The organism is Longispora sp. NPDC051575, from assembly GCF_040681875.1.
Classification (GTDB): domain Bacteria; phylum Actinomycetota; class Actinomycetes; order Mycobacteriales; family Micromonosporaceae; genus Longispora.
Map to the genome: position 1 here is coordinate 396,918 of NZ_JBFAZP010000009.1, position 18,289 is coordinate 415,206.

An 18,289-nucleotide genomic window follows, 5' to 3' on the forward strand; every position below is an offset into this window, starting at 1 on the left:
CTCAGTCGGTCTTCCCCGTGCTCGCCCGCCATTCCGCGAGGTAGCCGTCGAGCACGGCGCGCAGGTGGTGCCCGATCTTGAGGTAGTCGAGGTCGTTGAGGTTGGCCAGGGACACCCGCACCGACCAGGCCGGCCCGTCGAACCCGCTGCCGTTGAGCAGCACCACGGAGTACTGGTCGGCGAGCCGGAACAGCAGGTCGGCCGGGTCGTAGGAGGCCTGGAGGTACTCGGCGAACGCGGGGTCCACGTGCCGGCGGGCCTCGTCGAGGATGTCGATCTCGACGTAGTACCCGGCCCGTTTGGCGTCCGGCGGGAAGGTGACCTCCGCGCCCTCGGCGAGCAGTTCGAGCCGGCGGTGCACGGTCTCGCGGAGCAGCCGCTTGTAGTCCTGACCCTCGGGCAGCTGGTTGAACAGGGAGAACAGCATCAGCTGGGCCTGCTGCGGCCCGGACAACCCGGAGGTGTGCCGCAACGCGACCTGCCGGGAGTCGGCCACCAGCCGGTCGACGAACTTCACGGAGCCCGGGTCCAGGGACAGCGTGTGGTACCGGGCCGCCAGCGCGGCGGTGTCGGCGGCGGGCAGCTCGGCGATCAGCCGGTCGACCACGTTGTCCTCGTGCAGCGCGATCACGCCGAGCCGCTGGCCGGTGGCCCCGTAGTGCTTGGAGTAGGAGTACACCAGCGCCGTGTTGTACGGGGCCGCCGCCGCGAGCGAGGTGAAGCCGGGCACGAACGTGGCGTACACGTCGTCGGTGATGATGACCAGGCCCGGGTTGCTGGTGGCCACGATGTCCACGATCCGGTCCCGGGTCCGGCCGGACAGCTCGATGGAGGCCGGGTTCGCCGGGTTGACCAGGAACAGCGCCTTCACGGTCGGGTCGGCGAGCTTGTCGATCTCGGCGTCGGGGTAGAACCAGGTGTGCAGCCCGGCGGGGTCCTCCGGCGTCGCGGCGACCCGCACGACGTCGAAGTTGTACCGGGCCAGCTGCGGGATCTCCACGTACGGCGGGAACAGCGGGGTCATCAGCGCGATCCGGTCGCCCTCGCGCAGCACCCGGTTCACCATCAGCGAGTCGAACAGGTAGCACATCGCGGCCGTGCCGCCCTCGGTGGCGAACACGTCGACGTTCCCGGCGGGCGGCCGGCCCGCGCACAGCTCGGCGGCCAGGTAGTCGCGGACCACCTTCTCGCAGTGCCGCAGGATCCGGTTCGGCTCCGGGTAGTTGTCGCCGATGACCGCGTCGACGAGTTCGTGCACCCACTCGTCGGGGCCGAAGTCGAGTTCGCGGATGCCGTAGTCGACGCAGGCCCGCAGCAGCACGATGCCGGGCAGGCCGGGGTGCGCGTCGGCGAACGCGCCGAACCGGGCCGCCGCGCCCTTCGCCGTGGGCATGCCGCCCAGGTTGTCGGCCGTCCACACCCGGCGGCTCTCCGTCAGGGCGAACTGGCCGAGGGCGAAGTACGCCTCGCGGGGGCCGGTCGCGATCCAGTTCGGGTTGCCCCGGCCCGCGTCGAGGACCGGGCGGCCGGAGGTGACCTGGGCGGAGAGGGCGCGGGCGATCTGTTCGCGTTCCAGTTCGAAGGGGCTCAACTCGCTCAGGCGGCGCAGCTGGGCGCGGCTGAGGGCGGCGTCGGTCATCACACTACCCCACGATCGTCGACATGAGCAGGCCGACGGCGGTGCCGACCAGGATGAACACCACGGTGGGTACGAGGAAGGAGTGGTTGAGCACGTACTTGCCGATCCGCGTCGTACCCGTCTGGTCGAAGTTGACCGTGGCGATCTGCGACCCGTTGGCCGGCAGCAGGTACATGCCCATCACGGCCGGCCACATGCCCGTGATCGACGCGGCGGACAGCCCCAGGTTCAGCCCGATCGGCACGATCGCGTTCGTGGCGCTGGACTGGCTGGTGGTCAGCATCGCCACCAGGGCCAGGGCCAGCGCGAACAGCAGCGCGAACCGGCCGACCACCCCGCCGAGCGCGCTGGTGATGTCCTCGCTGTTGCCGGCGACGAACGTGCCCGCGAGCCAGGCCAGCCCGAACAGCGCGATCGCACCGGTGATGCCGGCGGGGAACGTGGACTGCTTCGGCACGTCGCCGGCCTTCACCTTGCAGGCCAGGAAGATCACGGCCGCGACCAGACCCATGACCAGCTCGATCGTGACCGTGACGCTGACCCGCTCGGACTTGCCGGCCACGGTGACGATCGGCCGGAGCCGCTCGAACAGGCCGAACGCCACGATCACGGCGACACCCGCCAGGAAGATCAGCGCGGAGTTGCGGGACGCGGCGGGCAGCGGCTGGCTCAGGTCGACCTTCGGCGGCGGCTGGACCCTGCCGTCGGCGAGCCGGCGCTGGTACTCGGCGTCCTCTTCCAGGGGCTTGCCGACCTTGCTCATCACGAACGCGGCCACCAGCAGCCCGGCGACGCTGGCCGGCCACATGATCAGCAGGATCTTGCCCAGGGTGAAGCCGTGCGGCTGGAGGAGCGCGGTCAGCGAGGCCGTGGCAGCCGACACCGGGCTGGCCAGGATGCCCACCTGGGACGCGACGGCCGAGATCGCCAGCGGGCGCTCGGGGCGGAGCTTCTGGCTGTAGGCGGCCTCGTAGATGACGGGCAGCAGGGGGTAGAAGATGTTGCCGGTACCGGCGCCCACGGTGAAGATGAACGAGCTGAACGGCGCCAGGTACACGATGCGCTTCGGGTTGCGCTGGATCGCCTTCCCGGCCTGGCGGACCATCCAGTCGATGCCCCCGGCCGCCTGCATCACCGACGCGGCCGTGATGACCGTCAGCACGATGAACACGGCGTCGGTCGGCACCGGCCCGGGGGCCATCCGGAACCCGAAGACCAGCACCAGCAGGCCGACCAGGCCCCAGACGCCCAGGCCGATGCCGCCGGTCCGGGTACCCATCACGATCGCCCCGACGACGACCAGCCCCTGCGCGATGATCGCTAGTGTGTGCACCCGATCCCCCGTGATCTGCGTGCGTACGTCGACCCGTCAGGCGCTCGGACCGCCGTAGTCGCCGTCCCCGGTCGCGGGCAGCACCCGGACCGGCAGCTTCGTCTCCACGATCCGGCCGTCGACGGCCTCGACGCGCACCGCCTCGCCGTCCGGCTGGGAGCTGAACGCCTCCACGAGCGTGTCGCCGTGGAAGTGCACCGAGACCAGGTTGCCGACCCCGTACCCGACGGGCAGTTCGCCCTTGAGCAGCGCCGCGTGGAACAACGGCCGGCGCTGGTCCTCGGCGTCGTAGTGCGGGCAGAAGCTGCCGTCGATGATGCCCAGCCCCTCGGGCAGCACCTGGAGCTCCGGCCCGTACGAGTCCGTCGTGCCGCCGTGGAACCAGCAGATCCCGCCCGCGCTCCCGCCGGTCAGCACCGCGCCGCCCGCCCAGGCCTCGCGCAGGATCTCGTCCACGCCCTGGCGCCGCCACACGTCGAGCATGTTGGCCGTGTTGCCGCCGCCGACGTGCACCACGTCCATCGACAGCACGAAGGCCCGCAGGTCGCGGACGGTGCGGTGGAAGAGGCGCAGGTGGAAGGGGGCGCACCGGTCGGAGTGGTACGTCTCGTAGAAGCTCACCGCGTAGCCGGCGTCGTCGCCGGTGGCCGTACCGAGGAAGAGCACCCGGGGGCGGTCCTTGCCGGTGAGGGCTAGGACGTGCTCGTGGGTGGGGTCGTTGCGACGGTCCATCATCGCCCGGCCCGCGCCCGTCGCCACCACATGACCGGTCACCCGGATGACGATATCCAAGGGGGACGGTCACTTTGGGGATATAGCCGAATTACTCTCGGGGCGAGCGTCGTGGTCTCGCCGGGGCGGATGTGCTGCGTCCATTTACCCGCCACCGGAAATCCATGTCAATACATGACTGCGAACGAGCAGTTGCGTGCAGTTATGAACAGGTGACCCTGCACATTTGCACAGTTTGATGCTCGAAACGGCGCTACCTGAGCGCTCCAGCGTGCCATTGTGTTCGAACCCGTTGACCGGACCACGAGTTTGTGTTGGAGTTTTTTGGTATCCCCGCAACGGCTGCCGCTCACCCAGCGGACCCGTGGCCCGTCAGTCCCGGCGTCGTGGCCGTGGACCGGGCCCCCCGGACACACCCCTCCGGCACGGCACTCCCCTCAGCGCGTCCCCTCCGAGAGGAACCTTCCATGTCCCACCCCAGAAAGACGCTGGCGGCCGCCGGGGTCGCCGTGGCTCTCCTGACGGCCGGCGCGCTGTCGTCCACCGCCGCGGCGACCCCGCCCCCGGCCTCGGCGTTCACGGTCTCGATCGGCTCGACGGCCGCGTTCGGCAACCCGACGGACACGCCGGCGAACGCCTACATCGACAAGGACGGGACGTTCTACTTCCAGCAGTCCGCCGCCCTGTACGGCGCGAGCGACCCCCGGCACTGGGAGTTCTTCTCCGGCCGGGACTTCGACAGCTACACCCGGAACAACACGATCAGCGACGCGGTGAACCCGGCGGAGTCCCGGGACAAGAACAACGACACGACCTGGCGGTGCAACAACAGCCCGACCGGGTTGGAGTCGACGTGGGTCGCGGGGAACCAGTACTCGCAGAAGAACTTCTGTGATCTTTCCGGGGTGTGGGTCGACCCCGACACCGGCCACTGGTACGGCCTGGTGCACAACGAGTTCACCGGCGCCCCGTTCGGCCCCTACGGGTTCTCGCACTACGACGCGATCGACGTCGCCGTGTCCACCAACCAGGGCAAGGTGTGGTCCATCACCGGGCACGCCATCACCTCGCCGTACAGCACGAAGCGCGACGACAACACGGCGTTCCCGAACCAGACCTGGGACTACGGCGACGGCGACCAGCGCCTGTTCGTCGACACCGCCTCGGGCTACTTCTACGTCTACTACGGCTCCCGGATCAACAACAAGAACGCCGGCGGCTTCACCGGACTGGCGCACGTGGCCCGCGCCCCGATGTCGTCGAAGATGGCGACCGGGTCCTGGCAGAAGTGGTACAACGGCGCCTGGACGCAGGCCGGCATCGGCGGCAAGGAGAGCAACATGCTGCCGGCCACCTCGGCCGGCTCCACCGGTTACACCCCGGTCGCCAACGACTACAACCCGGCGAACACCGGCACCGTCGACCAGCAGATCGCGGCCGGCAAACTCCCGGCCAAGGCCGACCTGTTCATCATGAACATCACGTACAACGCCTACCTGGGGCTCTACCTCGGCACGCCCGAGGTGGTGTCCGGGATCCAGTCCCAGCGGTACTACGTGACCGACGACCTGGCCACCCAGAAGTGGTACCTGGTCGGGGACTCCGGCAGCCAGAAGTCCGCCTCCTGGTACCGCTGGTTCGTCGACAGCGCCAACAGGACCAGCTCCACGATCGTCGGCAAGTCCTTCCGGTCGTACTGCTCGATCGCGTGCGTCGACGACCGGGGCGGCGTCTACACCAACGTCACCATCGGCTCGACCTCGCCGGCTCCCGCGCCGGTGGACCTGTCGAAGACGTACACCATCGGCACCGGTTCCGGCCGGGTCCTCGCCCAGGTCTCCGGCAGCTCCGCCACCACCTCCGTGGGCAGCGCCACCGGCTCGAACCTGGAGAAGTGGTCGTTCACCGCGACCGGTGACGGCGCGTACCGGGTCACCAACGCCTCCACCGGCCAGGCCCTCGGCGTCGACTCCGCCGTCACCACGACCCGGGCCTGGGGCACCAAACCGACCGCCACCGCGTCCACCGGCAGCGTCGGCCAGCAGTGGTTCCTCGTCAAGAACACTTCGGGGGGTACCTACCGGCTCGTCAACCGGCACAGCGGACTCGTCCTCGGCCTGTCCACCGACTCCGCCCGGCTCGCCGAGACCACCCCCACCCGCAGCTGGACCAACACCACCGGCAACGCGGTCGGCGGGTCGAGGACGGCGGCCGAGCAGACCCTGACCCTGACCGCCGCAGGCACGAACCCGGGCAGCCTCGACGGCACGCACACCCTGATCGCGTCCGGCAAGGCGCTGGACGACCCCGACCACTCGACGACCGCCGGCACCCAGTTCATCACCTGGACGCCCAGCGGCGGGGCCAACCAGAACTGGATCTTCACCCGCCAGCCCGACGGCTCCTACAAGATCGCCAACGGCGAGTCCAACCTGTGCATGGACGTCAACGGCGGCTCGGCGGCGGCCGGCGCGAAGATCATCCAGTGGACGTGCACCACGGGCGCCAACCAGCGGTGGATCGTCACACCGCTCGCCGGCGGGGGCTACACCATCGCCTCGCAGAGCAGCGGACTCCTGCTCACCACGGCCTCGGGATCCGACGGCGCGCTGGTGACCCAGCAGGCGGACACCAACTCGGCGCTCCAGCACTGGGCGATCGGCTGACGGCACGGGACGCGGCGGTGACCGCGTGCGAACGCCCGCCCGGCACGTCTCCCCTCAGACGTGCCGGGCGGTGGCGGCAGAATGGGGGCGTGCCTGTCACCGCTGACGATGTGCGCGCCATCGCGCTGTCCCTGCCGCGCACCACCGAGCACCTGGTCCGCGACCGGGTCAAGTTCCGGATCCGGAGCATCGTGTACCTGTCGCTGTCCCCCGACGAGACCCTGATGGGCTTCGGGTTCCCGAAGGAGGAGCGCGAGGCCCTGGTCGCCGCCGAGCCGGACAAGTTCCTGATGCCGGTCCCGTCCGACGAGCGCTACAACTGGGTCCGGGCCCGGATGGCGGCGCTCGACCCCGCCGAGCTGCGGGAGCTCGTGGTGGACGCGTGGAAGATGTGCGTGCCGAAGAAGGTCGCGCTGGAGTATCTGACCCGGCTGGAGGTCCGCCACGCCGAGGACTGACCGCCCACCCGGGCACCCCACACCACCCGGGACCTCGGCCCCACCGCGCGGGCCAGCCCTGCCCGCCGCCTGACCCGGTCCAGGCAGGCGCCGGCCGCGATGGCCCCGCCCGCCGCCCTACCCGGTCCGGGGCGCCCACCCGGGCACCCGGCTAGCCGATCTTGAAGCCCATCGCCTGGGCCACCACCACCGCCTGCTCCGCGTTGATCACGGCCCCGTCCACCGGCGTCACCGTCGGATCCAACGCGCTCAGGTCGCTGCCGCGCAGGTCGGCCCGGGAGAACCGGGCGCTGTGCAGCTGGGCGGCGGACAGGTCCACCCCGGTCAGGACCGCGTCCTCGCAGTTCGCGCCGGTCAGGTCGACCTCGCGCATGCGTACCCCCTGAAAGGTCGTGCCTCTCAGGTCGGCGCCCGGCAGCCCGACGAACGACCAGTCGCCGCCCGTCACCCGCAGCGGCCGCAGCTCGCACTGCGCGAACTGGCTGCCCGTCACCTTGCACCCGGTGAACTCGGCCTCGAAGAAGTTGCACCGGTTGAACGCGCAGCGCAGGAAGGCCGCGTCGGTGTGCCGGGAGGCGTTGAACCGGACATTGCCGAAGACGCACTCCTCGAACACGGTGCCCTGGCTGGTCGCCTCGGTCAGGTCGACGTGCAGGAACGTACACCGCAGGTAGTGGCGTTCGGCGAACTCCTCGCCGTACCAGTCGACGTTTCTGAAGGTCTGGTCCTCGATCAACTCCGTCACGCGCCCACGCTACCCGGGCCGCTCGGGAACAATGGGGGTGACAACCGCAGGGAGGCCACATGTCCGAATCCACGACCGTGCCGGCGACCCGACTGGAGACCACCTCGTGGTGGTCCGGCCTCCTGGGCTCCGTGAGCCGGGCGCTGCGCCCGGTCTCCTTCGGCGCCGAACCGACCGGGGAGCGCCTCGACCGCGTCCTGCGGTCGCCGAACTTCCGCGACGGCTCGTTCCGCAACTCCGAACCGGCCCGGATGATCGTCCAGAAGGGCATGGTCCGGGAGTACTTCCTGGGCGCCGACCGCCGCCAGCGTTACCCCCGCACCCCGATCCAGGTGTACGCCGACACGGCCGCCGACCTGGCCCGCCCCTCCGACACCGGCCTGCGCAGCACCTGGATGGGGCACGCGACCGTGTTCGTGGAGATCGACGGGCACCGGGTGCTGTTCGACCCGGTGTGGGGGAAGCGGTGCTCGCCGTTCACGTTCGCCGGCCCGGGCCGGTTCCATCCGACGCCCGTACCCCTCGACCAGCTCGACCCGGACGTGGTGCTGATCTCCCACGACCACTACGACCACCTGGACATGCCGTCGATCCGCGCCCTGGTGGCGTCGCGGGCCGTGTTCGGCGTGCCGCTGGGGGTCGGCGCGCACCTGGAACACTGGGGCGTCCCGGCGCACCGCATCGTCGAACTGGACTGGGACGAGTCCGCCGAGGTCGGGGGCCTGCGGATCACGGCGACCTCCGCGCGGCACTTCTGCGGCCGGAGCATCCGGAACGGCACCCGCACCCTGTGGGCGTCGTGGGTGGTCGCGGGCGAGGGGCACCGGGTGTTCCACAGCGGCGACACGGGGTACTTCGCCGGGTTCGGCACGATCGGCGCCCAGCACGGGCCGTTCGACCTGACGATGATCCAGATCGGCGCGTACAGCGAGTTCTGGCCGGACATCCACATGACCCCCGAGGAGGGCGTGCAGGCGCACGGCGACCTGACCGGGGCGGCGCTGCTGCCGATCCACTGGGGCACGTTCAACCTGGCCCTGCACCCGTGGAACGAGCCGGCGGACCGGACCCTGTCGGCCGCGCGCCAGTCGGGCACCCGGGTGGCGATCCCCCGCCCGGGCGAACCGTTCGAACCGACCCTGACAGCGCCGACCACCGCCTGGTGGCGCTGAAACCCTTCATACGGGTACGCAGAACGCCCAGCGGTGCCCGCCCCGATCCGCCTCCGTGCCACCGCGTCCCCCGATCCGGCGCCCGCCCGGGGCACCCCGGGCGGCCCAGGTGACCCGGACGGACGGCCCACGCACAGCCGTAGCCCGGAGGGCCGCCACCGGCTGGCAGCGCGTAGGGCCCGGTGAAACCGCCGGCGCGCCCCTACCCGCTCACCCGGTCACGGCCGCAACACCCACCACACCAACGCCACCAGCCCGACCACCCCAGCGGCCAGCACCGCCCGGAACCGACGGCGCGGCCGGCCCACCACGTCCGCGACGACCACACTCACGTTGTCCGGACCACCACCCTCCAGGGCGAGCTGGATCAGCCGGGCCGCGCACCGGTCCGGGTCCGGTTCGGTGCGCAGGGTCAGCGCGATGTCCGCTGTGGACACCGCGTCGGACAGCCCGTCACTGCACAGCAGATAACGGTCGCCGGGTACCGCGCGCCGCCGGATCACCGTCGCGTCGAACGGCTCGCCCTGCAGCACCCGGGTCACGACGGACTTCTGCGGGTGCACGCTGGCCTCGGCGGGACTGATCCGGCCCTCGTCGACCAGGAGCTGGACATACGTGTCGTCCCGGGTGAGCTGCGCGAACTCCCCGCCGTGCAGCACGTACGCCCGGGAGTCGCCGGCGTGCGCCAGGATCAGCCGGTTCCCCGAGAGCAGCAGGGTGGTCAGCGTGGTGGCCATGCCGGACAGCGCCGGGTCGGCGGCCACGGCCTCCCGGATCCGCCGGTTCGCGGTGTCGTAGGCGGTCCGCAGCGCCGTGACCGGGTCGCGCGGCTCCGGGGTGTCCAGCGGGGCCAGCGCGCCGATCGCCAGGTCGCTGGCCACCTCCCCGGCGGCCTCGCCCCCGACCCCGTCGGCGATGGCGACGAGCTGGGCGCCGGAGTACAGGCTGTCCTCGTTGATCGGCCGGCGGAGTCCGAGGTGACTCGCGGCCCCGCGACGCAGCGTGAGGGATGTACTCATGATGCGATGATGCCTCGGCCGGCAGACTGGTGTCTGTACGCACTAGTACGTAGGGGGGTCGCGTGTGACCGCGTTGCCGATGGCCGGTCGGAGCGAGGAGCTCGCCGCGATCCTCGGCGCCTGGAAACAGGTGGGCGACCAGTCACAGATCGTGGTGGTCACCGGGGAGGCCGGGGTCGGCAAGAGCCGGCTGGTCGCGGAGGCCCTCGCGGCGCTGCGGCCCCGCCCGACGCGCGTTCTGGCTGGTCAGGCCCGTAGTCACGCCCCGTCCCCGTACGACTGGACGGCCTCGGCGCTCAGTGGGCACCCGCTCGGGGACCTGCCGGTGCCGCCCGAGGCGCTCGCCTGGCTCACCCAGCGTCCCGACGCGCCGCCGCGCGAGTTCACCCCGGACCTGCTGCTGCGGGTGGCCGTGGACGTGACCCGGGCCGTCCTCGGCGACGGGCCCGGCGTACTCGTCGTGGAGGATCTGCACGATCTCGACCCGGCGAGCCTGGCCCTGGTGGCCGAGCTGGCGACCACCCCGCTGCCGGCGCTGGTCCTCGTCACCAGCCGGGCCCCGGACGCGCTCGCCGGCCGGGTACTGGCCCGGCTCGGCGGCACCCCGCGCACCGTCCGCCGGCACCTGGGCCCGCTGGTCCAGGACGAGGTGGCCGAGGTCCTCGAAGCGGCGTTCGGGACCGCCGCGACGACCGGGACCGCGCCCGCCACCCTGGCGGCTGCCGTCCACCACCGCACCGGCGGCAACCCCTACTGGCTCACCGAGCTGATCGCCGCGTTCCGCTCCGCCGGCCCGGAGGCCCTCGGCGGGTCCCCGCTCCCCGCCCACCTGGCCTCGATGGTCACCGACCGGCTGGCCGGCGAGGCCCCGGAGACGGTCCGGTTCGCGCACGCGGCGGCCCTGCTGGGCGGGGCGGCGGCCCTGGCGACGGCGGAGGCCACCGACGCGGCCGTGCACCGGCTCGTCGGCCTGGGCCTCCTGGTGCTGGGCGCGGACGGCGAGCCGGGGTTCCGGTACCCGCTGCTGCGCGAGGCCGTCGCCGACAGCGTGCTGCCGGCGGAACGGGCGGCCCTCCTGTCCCGGGAGACGGACCGCCCCGAGGCGCACCTCACCGGCCGGGAGCGCGAGGTACTGGGCTGCGTCGCCGCCGGCATGACCAACCAGCAGGCCGCCACCGCGCTCGGCATCTCGATCCGGACCGTCACCGTGCACGTGTCGAACCTGCTGCGCAAGACCGGCTCGGCGTCGCGCACCGAGGCGGCGCTGTGGGCCGTGCGCAACGGCTACACGGAGTGACACTGTCCGGTTGGCTACCGGCCCCCTAGGGGGGTTATCCCCCCACTGGGATCGGGGGGCCTCCGGATGGTTCCAGAGTGGTCCGTCGATCAGGCTTATGCCCGTGGAAACCCGGACTCACTCTGGAAGGAACGTCGCGATGTCGAAGAGCCCATGGACGGTACGGGTAGCGCGGTTCAGCGCCACCCACCCGTGGCGCGTCATCGGACTCTGGGTGGTATTCGTCGCCCTGTGTTTCACGGTCGGCCAGTTCGCCGGCACCAAGGAGATGAGCGACTCGGACCAGAACATCGGCGAGACCAGCCGGGCCGAGAAGATCATCAAGGATGGACACTTCGACAACCCCTCCGTCGAGAACGTCCTGATCACCCCGCTGTCGGGTGACCTGGACAAGGGCCTCGCTGAAAAGGCGGCAGCATCCGCGACGACCCGGATGCGCGCGCTGACGAAGGACGTGGCGGAGGTGGGTGACCCGGTCACCGCCCCCAACGGCAAGGCGATGATCGTGCGCGTGACGCTCAAGGGCGAGCGTCAGGGTGCCAGCGATCGGATCCAGCCGCTGCTGGACGCGACGGCCGCGACCCAGAAGGAGTTCCCGGGCCTGCGGGTCGAGGAGGTCGGCGGCGCGTCGATCGGCAAGGCCCTCGACGAGACCCTGGGCAAGGACTTCCAGAAGGCGGAGCTGTTCAGCATCCCGGTGACGCTGCTCATCCTGCTCCTGGCGTTCGGCGCGCTGATCGCGGCCGGTATCCCCCTGATCCTGGCCCTGACCTCGGTGGCGGCGGCGATCGGCCTCTCGGCGGCGGCGTCGCACCTGGTACCGGCCGTGGACGCGGTCGGCAGCGTGATCCTCCTGATCGGCATGGCGGTGGGTGTCGACTACTCCCTGTTCTACCTGCGCCGGGAACGCGAGGAACGCGCCAAGGGCGCCAGCCACATCGACGCGATCGAGCTGGCGGCCAAGACGTCCGGCCACGCGGTCGTGGTGTCCGGCATCGCGGTGATCGTGTCCATGGCGGGCCTGTTCCTGGCCCAGGACGGCGTGTTCTCCTCCTTCGCGGTCGGCTCGATCCTGGTGGTGGCGATCGCGGTCACCGGTTCGCTGACCGTGCTGCCGGCGGTGCTCGGCAAGCTCGGCCGCTGGGTCGACCGGCCCCGCGTCCCGCTGCTCTGGCGGCTCACCGCCCGCAAGGGTGGACAACCCAAGTTCTGGCCGCTGGTACTGCGCCCCGCGCTCAAGCACCCCCTGGTCACGTTCGTACTCGCCGCGGTCGCCCTGCTCGCCCTGGCCGCCCCGGCGCTGGACATGAAGCTCAAGCTCCCCGGCGAGTCGGACCTGCCGCGCAACACGACGGTGATGCAGGCCTACGACCGGCTGACCGCCGCGTTCCCGAGCACCGGCACGAGCCACGAGGTGGCCGTCCGGGGCGACGGTCCGGCCGTCAGGAAGGCGATCGACGACCTGGTGGCGAAGACGAAGGGCGACCCGCTGTACGCCCAGGACGGCCTGGAGGAGCCGATGGTGTCGAAGGACGGGAAGATCACCGTCCTGTCGATCGCCACCCCGTACGCCAGCGGCAGCGAGGAGGCGCACCGGTCGCTGGTGAAGCTGCGCACCGAGATCGTGCCGGCGACGCTGGGCACGCTGTCCACGGTGGAGTACGCGGTCGGCGGCTCGGTCGCCGGTGACGTGGACTACGCGGCGCACGTCAAGGAGAAGCTGCCGATCGTGATCGGGTTCGTGCTGCTGCTGACGTTCGTGATGATGACCGTGGTGTTCCGTTCGGTCGTGGTGGCCCTGACCGCCATCGTGCTGAACATGCTCTCGGTCGGCGCCGCGTACGGGCTGCTGGTCCTCGTCTTCCAGCACGACTGGGCGGAGAAGGTGCTGGACTTCCGCTCCAACCACGCGGTGGTGTCCTGGCTCCCGCTGTTCCTGTTCGTGATCCTGTTCGGCCTGTCGATGGACTACCACGTGTTCGTCGTGAGCCGGATCCGCGAGGCCGTACTGCGCGGCGTGCCCAACCGGCAGGCGGTCGCGGAGGGCATCACCGGCTCGGCGGGCGTGGTGACCAGCGCGGCGGCGGTCATGGTCGCGGTGTTCGCGATCTTCGCGACGCTCAGCACCGTCGACATGAAGCAGCTCGGGGTCGGGCTGGCGGCGGCGATCCTGATCGACGCGACGATCATCCGGGCCGTGGTGCTGCCCAGCCTGATGACGCTGCTCGGCAGGGCCAACTGGTGGGCGCCGAAGTTCCTCCGGCCGAAGGTGGCCCCGGCCGCGCCGGCCCCGGAGCGGGAGCTGTCCCCGGTCGGCTAGCACGCGGTCGGGTCGGCACGCGGGTGCCGGCCCGATCCGGATCGGCCCGGGCCGGTCGATCCGGACGGGGGTAGGGCGGCGGTGACCTCGAGGGGGGGTCACCGCCGCCTCGTCGTCTCCCCGGTTACGGGATGATGACCTCATGATTGACGTGGAGATCCGGGATGACATGGTGCGGCTCGGCCAGTTTCTGAAGCTCGCCGGCGTGCTGGACAGCGGTGGCGAGATCAAGTCCCTGATCGCCTCCGGGGACGTGGACGTGAACGACGAGGTGGAGACCCGGCGCGGCCGCCAGCTGCACCGTGGTGACGTCGTCGCGCTGGGTAGCCACCGGTGGCGGGTGGCGTGATCAAGGGCTGACCAGCCCGAACAGTGTCCTTCGATACGTTGTCGCAATACCTCTTCCCCGGGTGGTTACGATCCCTCTTTCGGGTCTCGTAGGGGAGTGGAAAGTGCGGCTGGCAGTCGACCTCGGCACGTCGCACACGGTCGCCGTGGTGCGCCGCGACGGCCAACCGGTCCGGGCACTCCTGTTCGACGGTTCACCGATGCTGCCGTCCGGGGTCTTCATCGACCCGGCTGGTGAGCTACTCACCGGCAAGGACGCCGAACGGCTGGCCCGCACCGCTCCGGACCGGTTCGAACCGCACCCCAAACGCGGCGTGGACGAGGGCTTCGCGCTGCTCGGCCAGACCGAGGTGGCCGTCCCCGACCTGCTGGCCGCGATCCTGCGCCGGGTGTCCGTCGAGGCCCGGCACGCCGGGGTCGACCCGGCCGGCGGCCTGATCCTGACCTGCCCGGCCGACTGGGGCAAACCGCGCCGGGACGTGCTGCGCGAGGCGGCCCGCCGGGCGGGGCTGCACGACGTCCGGCTCGTCGAGGAGCCGGTCGCCGCCGCCACGTACTGCCTCGACGTCTCCGGCCAGCAGGTCTCCGTCGGCCAGGTCCTCGCGGTGTTCGACTTCGGCGGCGGCACCCTGGACGTGACCGTGGTCCGCCGCGACCAGGTCGGCCTGTCGGTGCTCGCCACCGGCGGCCTCGACGACCTCGGCGGCCTCGACGTGGACGCCGCGCTGGTCGGGCACGTGGGCCAGCTCCTCGCCCTGCACGACCCGGACGCGTGGCGGCGGCTGGCGGCCCCGGACACGACGGCCGAGCAGCGCGACCGCCGGGCGTTCTGGTCGGAGGTCCGCTCCGCCAAGGAGATGCTGTCGCGGGCGTCGAGCGCGCCGGTCCAGGTCCCCGGTCGCGAGGAGGCCCTGCACCTGACCCGCGAGGAGCTCAACCGGGTCGCGGGGCCGCTGATCGACCGGGCCGTGGACGAGACCCGACGGGTACTGCAACGCGCCGGCGTCGAGCCCGCCGCCCTGGCCGGGATCTTCCTGGTCGGCGGCTCCAGCCGGATCCCGCTGGTCGCCAGCCGGCTGCACGCCCGGTTCGGGGTGGCGCCGATGGTGCCCGAGCAGCCGGAACTCCCCGTCGCGCACGGCGGACTGCTGTGCGCGGGCGCCACGGACGCCCAGATGTCGGCGACCCCGATGTCGGCCCCGCCGATCTCCGCGCCCCCGGTCTCCGGGCCGCCCGTCTCCGGCCAGCCGTACCCGGGCGCGCCCTACCAGGGCGGACCCGGAGCGGCCCCGCCGATGTCGGGCCCCGGCGCGGCGGCCCCGGTCGGCTACCCGGGGGGCTACTCCGCCCCCGGCACCCCGCCCGGCGGCTACCCGGGCCAGCCGGCGACCGGCCAGGTCCCCTATCCGGGCCAGCCCACGACCGGCTCCGTCCCCGCGCCCCCACCCGGCACCGGCTCGGCCCTGCCCTCGGGCTACCCGGGCCAGGTCTCCGCACCCCCGCTCACCCCGCCATCCGGGTACCCGGGGCAGATCCCCGGTCCGCGCACCGGCGGCCACCCCGGGCTCCCGCCCGTCTTCGGCACCAAGCCCGAGCCGCTCACGTACGTCCCCCCGCGCCGGCCCCGCAATCCGGTGAAGTTCCTGTTCCGCTTCCTGCTGCCGGTCGTCATCGTGATCGTGATCGCGGCGGCGGCCGGCTTCGGTCCGGCGAAGAACCTGCTCAAGGGCTTCGTCAACAAGACCAACTCGGTCACCAACGGCCTGGGCGGCGACCTCGGCGGCCCCGGCACGTCGGGCAAGCTGGACCAGACCCAGAACGTCGCGCTGGTCAACACGGGCGACGCGGCGGTCGTGGTGTCCGGCGACGTCGCGTACTACGCCTCGGTCAAGGCCGGCGGCACCGACGTCGTGGCCCTGCCCGTGAAGGGCGGCGCGGAACTGTGGAAGCAGTCCGTGAAGATGGCCGAGTCCGACATCTCGATCAACGTGGTCGGCGGGGTGGTCCTCGTCGGGGGCCGCGAGACCCGGTCGGGCATCAACGCGGCCGACGGCAAGGTGCTGTGGGACAAGAAGCCGTGGACGGGCCGGCGCGACCTGGCGTACATCGGGTCGGACGTCGTCGTCGAGACGACCGGGGGCGGCACGGATCCGGCCGTGACCCGGGTGGACCTCAAGACGGGGAACAACAAGTGGACCCGCCCCCAGCCGGGCAAGGACCTGCTGATCATCGACAACCGGCTCGCGTTCACCAACCGGGTCTGGGGCGCGGGGGCCGAGGGCGTCACGCCCGCCCACGCGGAGTACGCCGAGTCGCTGGGCGCGCAGCCCGAGTTCGTGATGGTGGACGAGCCCAAGGGCAAGGTCTACGTGATCGACGCGGACGGCAAGGACAAGGTCGTCAAGCCGATCGCCCTGGAGACCGAGCACTGGACCGTGTTCAACGGGCTGCTCGTCGGGTTGCAGGCGGACACGGCGACGATCGTGGCGTACAAGGTGGCGGACCTGTCGAAGGCCTGGGAGGCCCCGTACCCGGAGGGCACCTCGTTCGGCCTGGTGACGCCGTGCGGCCCGACCCTGATCTGCTTCCCGATCCAGAACTCCGGCCAGTCCGGCAGCACGCTGACGGCCTTCCAGACCACCGACGGGACGAAGGCCTGGTCGAAGGACTTCGGGTCGGGCACGACGAGCCTGGGCTGCCTGGCGCTCGGCGGGAAGGCGCTGTGCGGCTCGCTGACCTTCGGCTACGTCAGCGACGGGGTGCTGATCGATCCCGAGAAGGGCGAGAAGAGCGCCAAGAGCATCGGCAAGTTCATCGTGATCCGGGCGGCCAGCGCCCAGCGCTACATGTTCCAGACGTACGAGACCTCGGGCTGGGTGGTGGGCGTCGGCGACGTCGGCTCGACCAAGGTGACGAAGTCGCAACCGGTCGGCAAGGAACAGATCAAGAGCGCCTCGATCTCGGGTGACACCGTGGCCGTGATCGACGGCGAGCGGCACGTGCGGGTCCTGCGGATCTCCTGACCCGCCCGCCGGGGACCCCGGGCCGGACCGCATGGGCCCGCCCGCCGGGGGGACACCGGGCCGGACCGCGCTGACCCGCCCGCCGGGGACCCCGGGCCGGACCGCATGGGCCCGCCCGCCGGGGGGACACCGGGCCGGACCGCGCTGGCCCGCCCGCCGGGGACGCCGGGGCCCGCGTCCCCGCCCGACCCGGCACACTCGGGGGATGCAGATCCTGCGCGCCGCCGACCGCGTCCCCACCCCCTGGCTGAACGGCGGGGGCGTGACCCGCGAGGTCGCGGCCGGCCCGCCCGGCGCCGGCCTGTCCGGGTTCGACTGGCGGGTCAGCCTCGCCGACGTGGCCGCGAGCGGCCCGTTCTCGGCGTTCGCCGGGATCGACCGGATCATCACCGTCGTGGCCGGGGCGGGGATGACCCTCACGGTCGACGGGGTCCCGACGACGGTCACCGACGGGTACGGGCCCTTCGCGTTCCCCGGCGACGCCGCCACCGACTGCGTACTCGTCGACGGTCCGATCGTCGATTTCAACGTGATGACCCGCAGGGGCCGGACCACCGCCCGGGTGGAGCTGGTCACGGGCACCGTGGCCCTGGACGGCCCCACCGTGCTGGTCGTGGTGCTCTCCGGCCGCGCGGAGGTCTCCACGGCCGTCACGGAGCCCTCCACGGCCGCCCTGGGCCCCTATGACGCCGCCCTGCTCGCCGACCGACCGGCCGCCCTCGCGGTGGACGGCCTCGCGGCGGTGGTCCATCTCGATCCCGCCCGTCCCGGCCCGCTACGGTAACGCCATGTCGGACTACGTGTACCCACCGGTCATCGCCGCAGCCAAGCTCCTGTTCCGCGCGCTGGACATGAAGATCACGGTCATCGGCGCCGAGAACGTGCCCCGCGAGGGCGGTGCGGTACTGGCCAGCAACCACGTCAGCTACCTGGACTTCATCTTCGCCGGCCTGGGCGCGAACGAGTCCCGCCGCCTGGTGCGTTTCATGGCGAAACAGGAGATCTTCGAGCACTCCATCGGCGGGCCCCTGATGCGCGGTATGCACCACATTCCGGTCGACCGGGAGTTCGGGATCGGCTCGTACAAGGCGGCGCTGTCGGCGCTGAAGGCCGGCGAGGTCGTGGGCATCTTCCCCGAGGCGACGATCAGCCAGAGCTTCACGGTGAAGGAGACGAAGAGCGGAGCGGCCCGGTTGGCGGCGGGGGCCGGAGTACCGTTGATCCCGGTGGCCCTGTGGGGCACCCAGCGGCTGTGGACGAAGGGCCGGCCGCGCACGCTGACCAGGCGGCACACCCCGATCACGATCATCGTCGGGGAGCCGTGGCGGATCGAACGACGAGCTGACCAGAATGAGACGAACGCTGAGCTCAGAGCACGGATGTCGGCTCTTCTCGACCGCGCGCAGCGCGACTATCCCGAATCGCCCGCCGGCCCCGAGGATTCATGGTGGCTTCCGGCACATCTGGGCGGCACAGCCCCCACCCCCACTACCGATACCAGCGAACCTACGATACCGTAACCTACGCTACCGTAGGT

Annotated in this window: 14 protein-coding genes; 9 read left to right on the plus strand and 5 right to left on the minus strand. The window is 71.6% G+C overall.

Going from position 1 to position 18,289, the window contains the following annotated elements; all coding sequences use genetic code 11:
• Position 1: 1 nt before the first annotated feature.
• The 3 genes from AB0M43_RS28830 to AB0M43_RS28840 are packed head-to-tail and all read right to left on the minus strand — an operon-like array spanning position 2 to position 3,746.
• On the minus strand, positions 2-1,639 hold the full coding sequence (locus AB0M43_RS28830) for a bifunctional aspartate transaminase/aspartate 4-decarboxylase (protein ID WP_363728915.1): 1,638 nt from the start codon (positions 1,637-1,639) through the stop codon (positions 2-4).
• Positions 1,640-1,643: 4 nt separating this feature from the next.
• Positions 1,644-2,972 (minus strand): anaerobic C4-dicarboxylate transporter family protein, encoded by a 1,329-nt coding sequence (locus AB0M43_RS28835; RefSeq protein ID WP_363728916.1) that lies wholly within the window; start codon positions 2,970-2,972, stop codon positions 1,644-1,646.
• Positions 2,973-3,008: 36 nt separating this feature from the next.
• Positions 3,009-3,746: a peptidase E gene (locus tag AB0M43_RS28840; protein WP_363728917.1), complete on the minus strand. Its 738-nt coding sequence runs from the start codon at positions 3,744-3,746 to the stop codon at positions 3,009-3,011.
• A gap of 425 nt (positions 3,747-4,171) precedes the next feature.
• Here AB0M43_RS28840 and AB0M43_RS28845 point away from each other — a divergent pair, with 425 nt between their 5' ends.
• Together AB0M43_RS28845 and AB0M43_RS28850 are read left to right on the plus strand one after the other, a co-directional pair.
• Complete coding sequence (locus AB0M43_RS28845) at positions 4,172-6,370, plus strand: RICIN domain-containing protein (protein WP_363728918.1); 2,199 nt, start codon at positions 4,172-4,174, stop codon at positions 6,368-6,370.
• Positions 6,371-6,459: 89 nt separating this feature from the next.
• Positions 6,460-6,828, plus strand: coding sequence for an MmcQ/YjbR family DNA-binding protein (locus AB0M43_RS28850; protein ID WP_363728919.1), 369 nt, complete (start codon positions 6,460-6,462; stop codon positions 6,826-6,828).
• 151 nt (positions 6,829-6,979) lie between these two features.
• Here the strand turns inward: AB0M43_RS28850 and AB0M43_RS28855 are convergent, their stop codons facing one another.
• Positions 6,980-7,573 carry a pentapeptide repeat-containing protein gene (locus AB0M43_RS28855; RefSeq protein WP_363728920.1) on the minus strand — a complete coding sequence of 198 codons (594 nt, stop codon included), beginning with the start codon at positions 7,571-7,573 and terminating at the stop codon, positions 6,980-6,982.
• A 59-nt stretch (positions 7,574-7,632) separates the two neighbouring features.
• On the opposite strand from AB0M43_RS28855, the gene AB0M43_RS28860 reads away from it, so the two are divergent.
• Positions 7,633-8,745 (plus strand): MBL fold metallo-hydrolase, encoded by a 1,113-nt coding sequence (locus AB0M43_RS28860; RefSeq protein ID WP_363728921.1) that lies wholly within the window; start codon positions 7,633-7,635, stop codon positions 8,743-8,745.
• Positions 8,746-8,963: 218 nt separating this feature from the next.
• Here the strand turns inward: AB0M43_RS28860 and AB0M43_RS28865 are convergent, their stop codons facing one another.
• Positions 8,964-9,764, minus strand: coding sequence for a protein phosphatase 2C domain-containing protein (locus AB0M43_RS28865; protein WP_363728922.1), 801 nt, complete (start codon positions 9,762-9,764; stop codon positions 8,964-8,966).
• A gap of 64 nt (positions 9,765-9,828) precedes the next feature.
• Between AB0M43_RS28865 and AB0M43_RS28870 the strand changes: the two genes are divergently transcribed.
• The 6 genes from AB0M43_RS28870 to AB0M43_RS28895 all read left to right on the plus strand — a co-directional run bounded on the left by AB0M43_RS28870 (position 9,829) and on the right by AB0M43_RS28895 (position 18,272).
• On the plus strand, positions 9,829-11,061 hold the full coding sequence (locus tag AB0M43_RS28870) for an AAA family ATPase (RefSeq protein ID WP_363728923.1): 1,233 nt from the start codon (positions 9,829-9,831) through the stop codon (positions 11,059-11,061).
• A gap of 139 nt (positions 11,062-11,200) precedes the next feature.
• Positions 11,201-13,381 carry an MMPL family transporter gene (locus AB0M43_RS28875; RefSeq protein WP_363728924.1) on the plus strand — a complete coding sequence of 727 codons (2,181 nt, stop codon included), beginning with the start codon at positions 11,201-11,203 and terminating at the stop codon, positions 13,379-13,381.
• A 142-nt stretch (positions 13,382-13,523) separates the two neighbouring features.
• Positions 13,524-13,730, plus strand: a complete 207-nt coding sequence (locus AB0M43_RS28880) for an RNA-binding S4 domain-containing protein (RefSeq protein ID WP_363728925.1) — start codon at positions 13,524-13,526, stop codon at positions 13,728-13,730.
• A 103-nt stretch (positions 13,731-13,833) separates the two neighbouring features.
• Positions 13,834-16,752, plus strand: a complete 2,919-nt coding sequence (locus AB0M43_RS28885) for an Hsp70 family protein (RefSeq protein ID WP_363728926.1) — start codon at positions 13,834-13,836, stop codon at positions 16,750-16,752.
• A gap of 205 nt (positions 16,753-16,957) precedes the next feature.
• Positions 16,958-17,536, plus strand: a complete 579-nt coding sequence (locus AB0M43_RS28890; RefSeq protein ID WP_363728927.1) for a HutD family protein — start codon at positions 16,958-16,960, stop codon at positions 17,534-17,536.
• Between the two features lie 4 nt (positions 17,537-17,540).
• Positions 17,541-18,272: a lysophospholipid acyltransferase family protein gene (locus AB0M43_RS28895; RefSeq protein ID WP_363728928.1), complete on the plus strand. Its 732-nt coding sequence runs from the start codon at positions 17,541-17,543 to the stop codon at positions 18,270-18,272.
• The last annotated feature ends 17 nt before the right edge of the window (positions 18,273-18,289 follow it).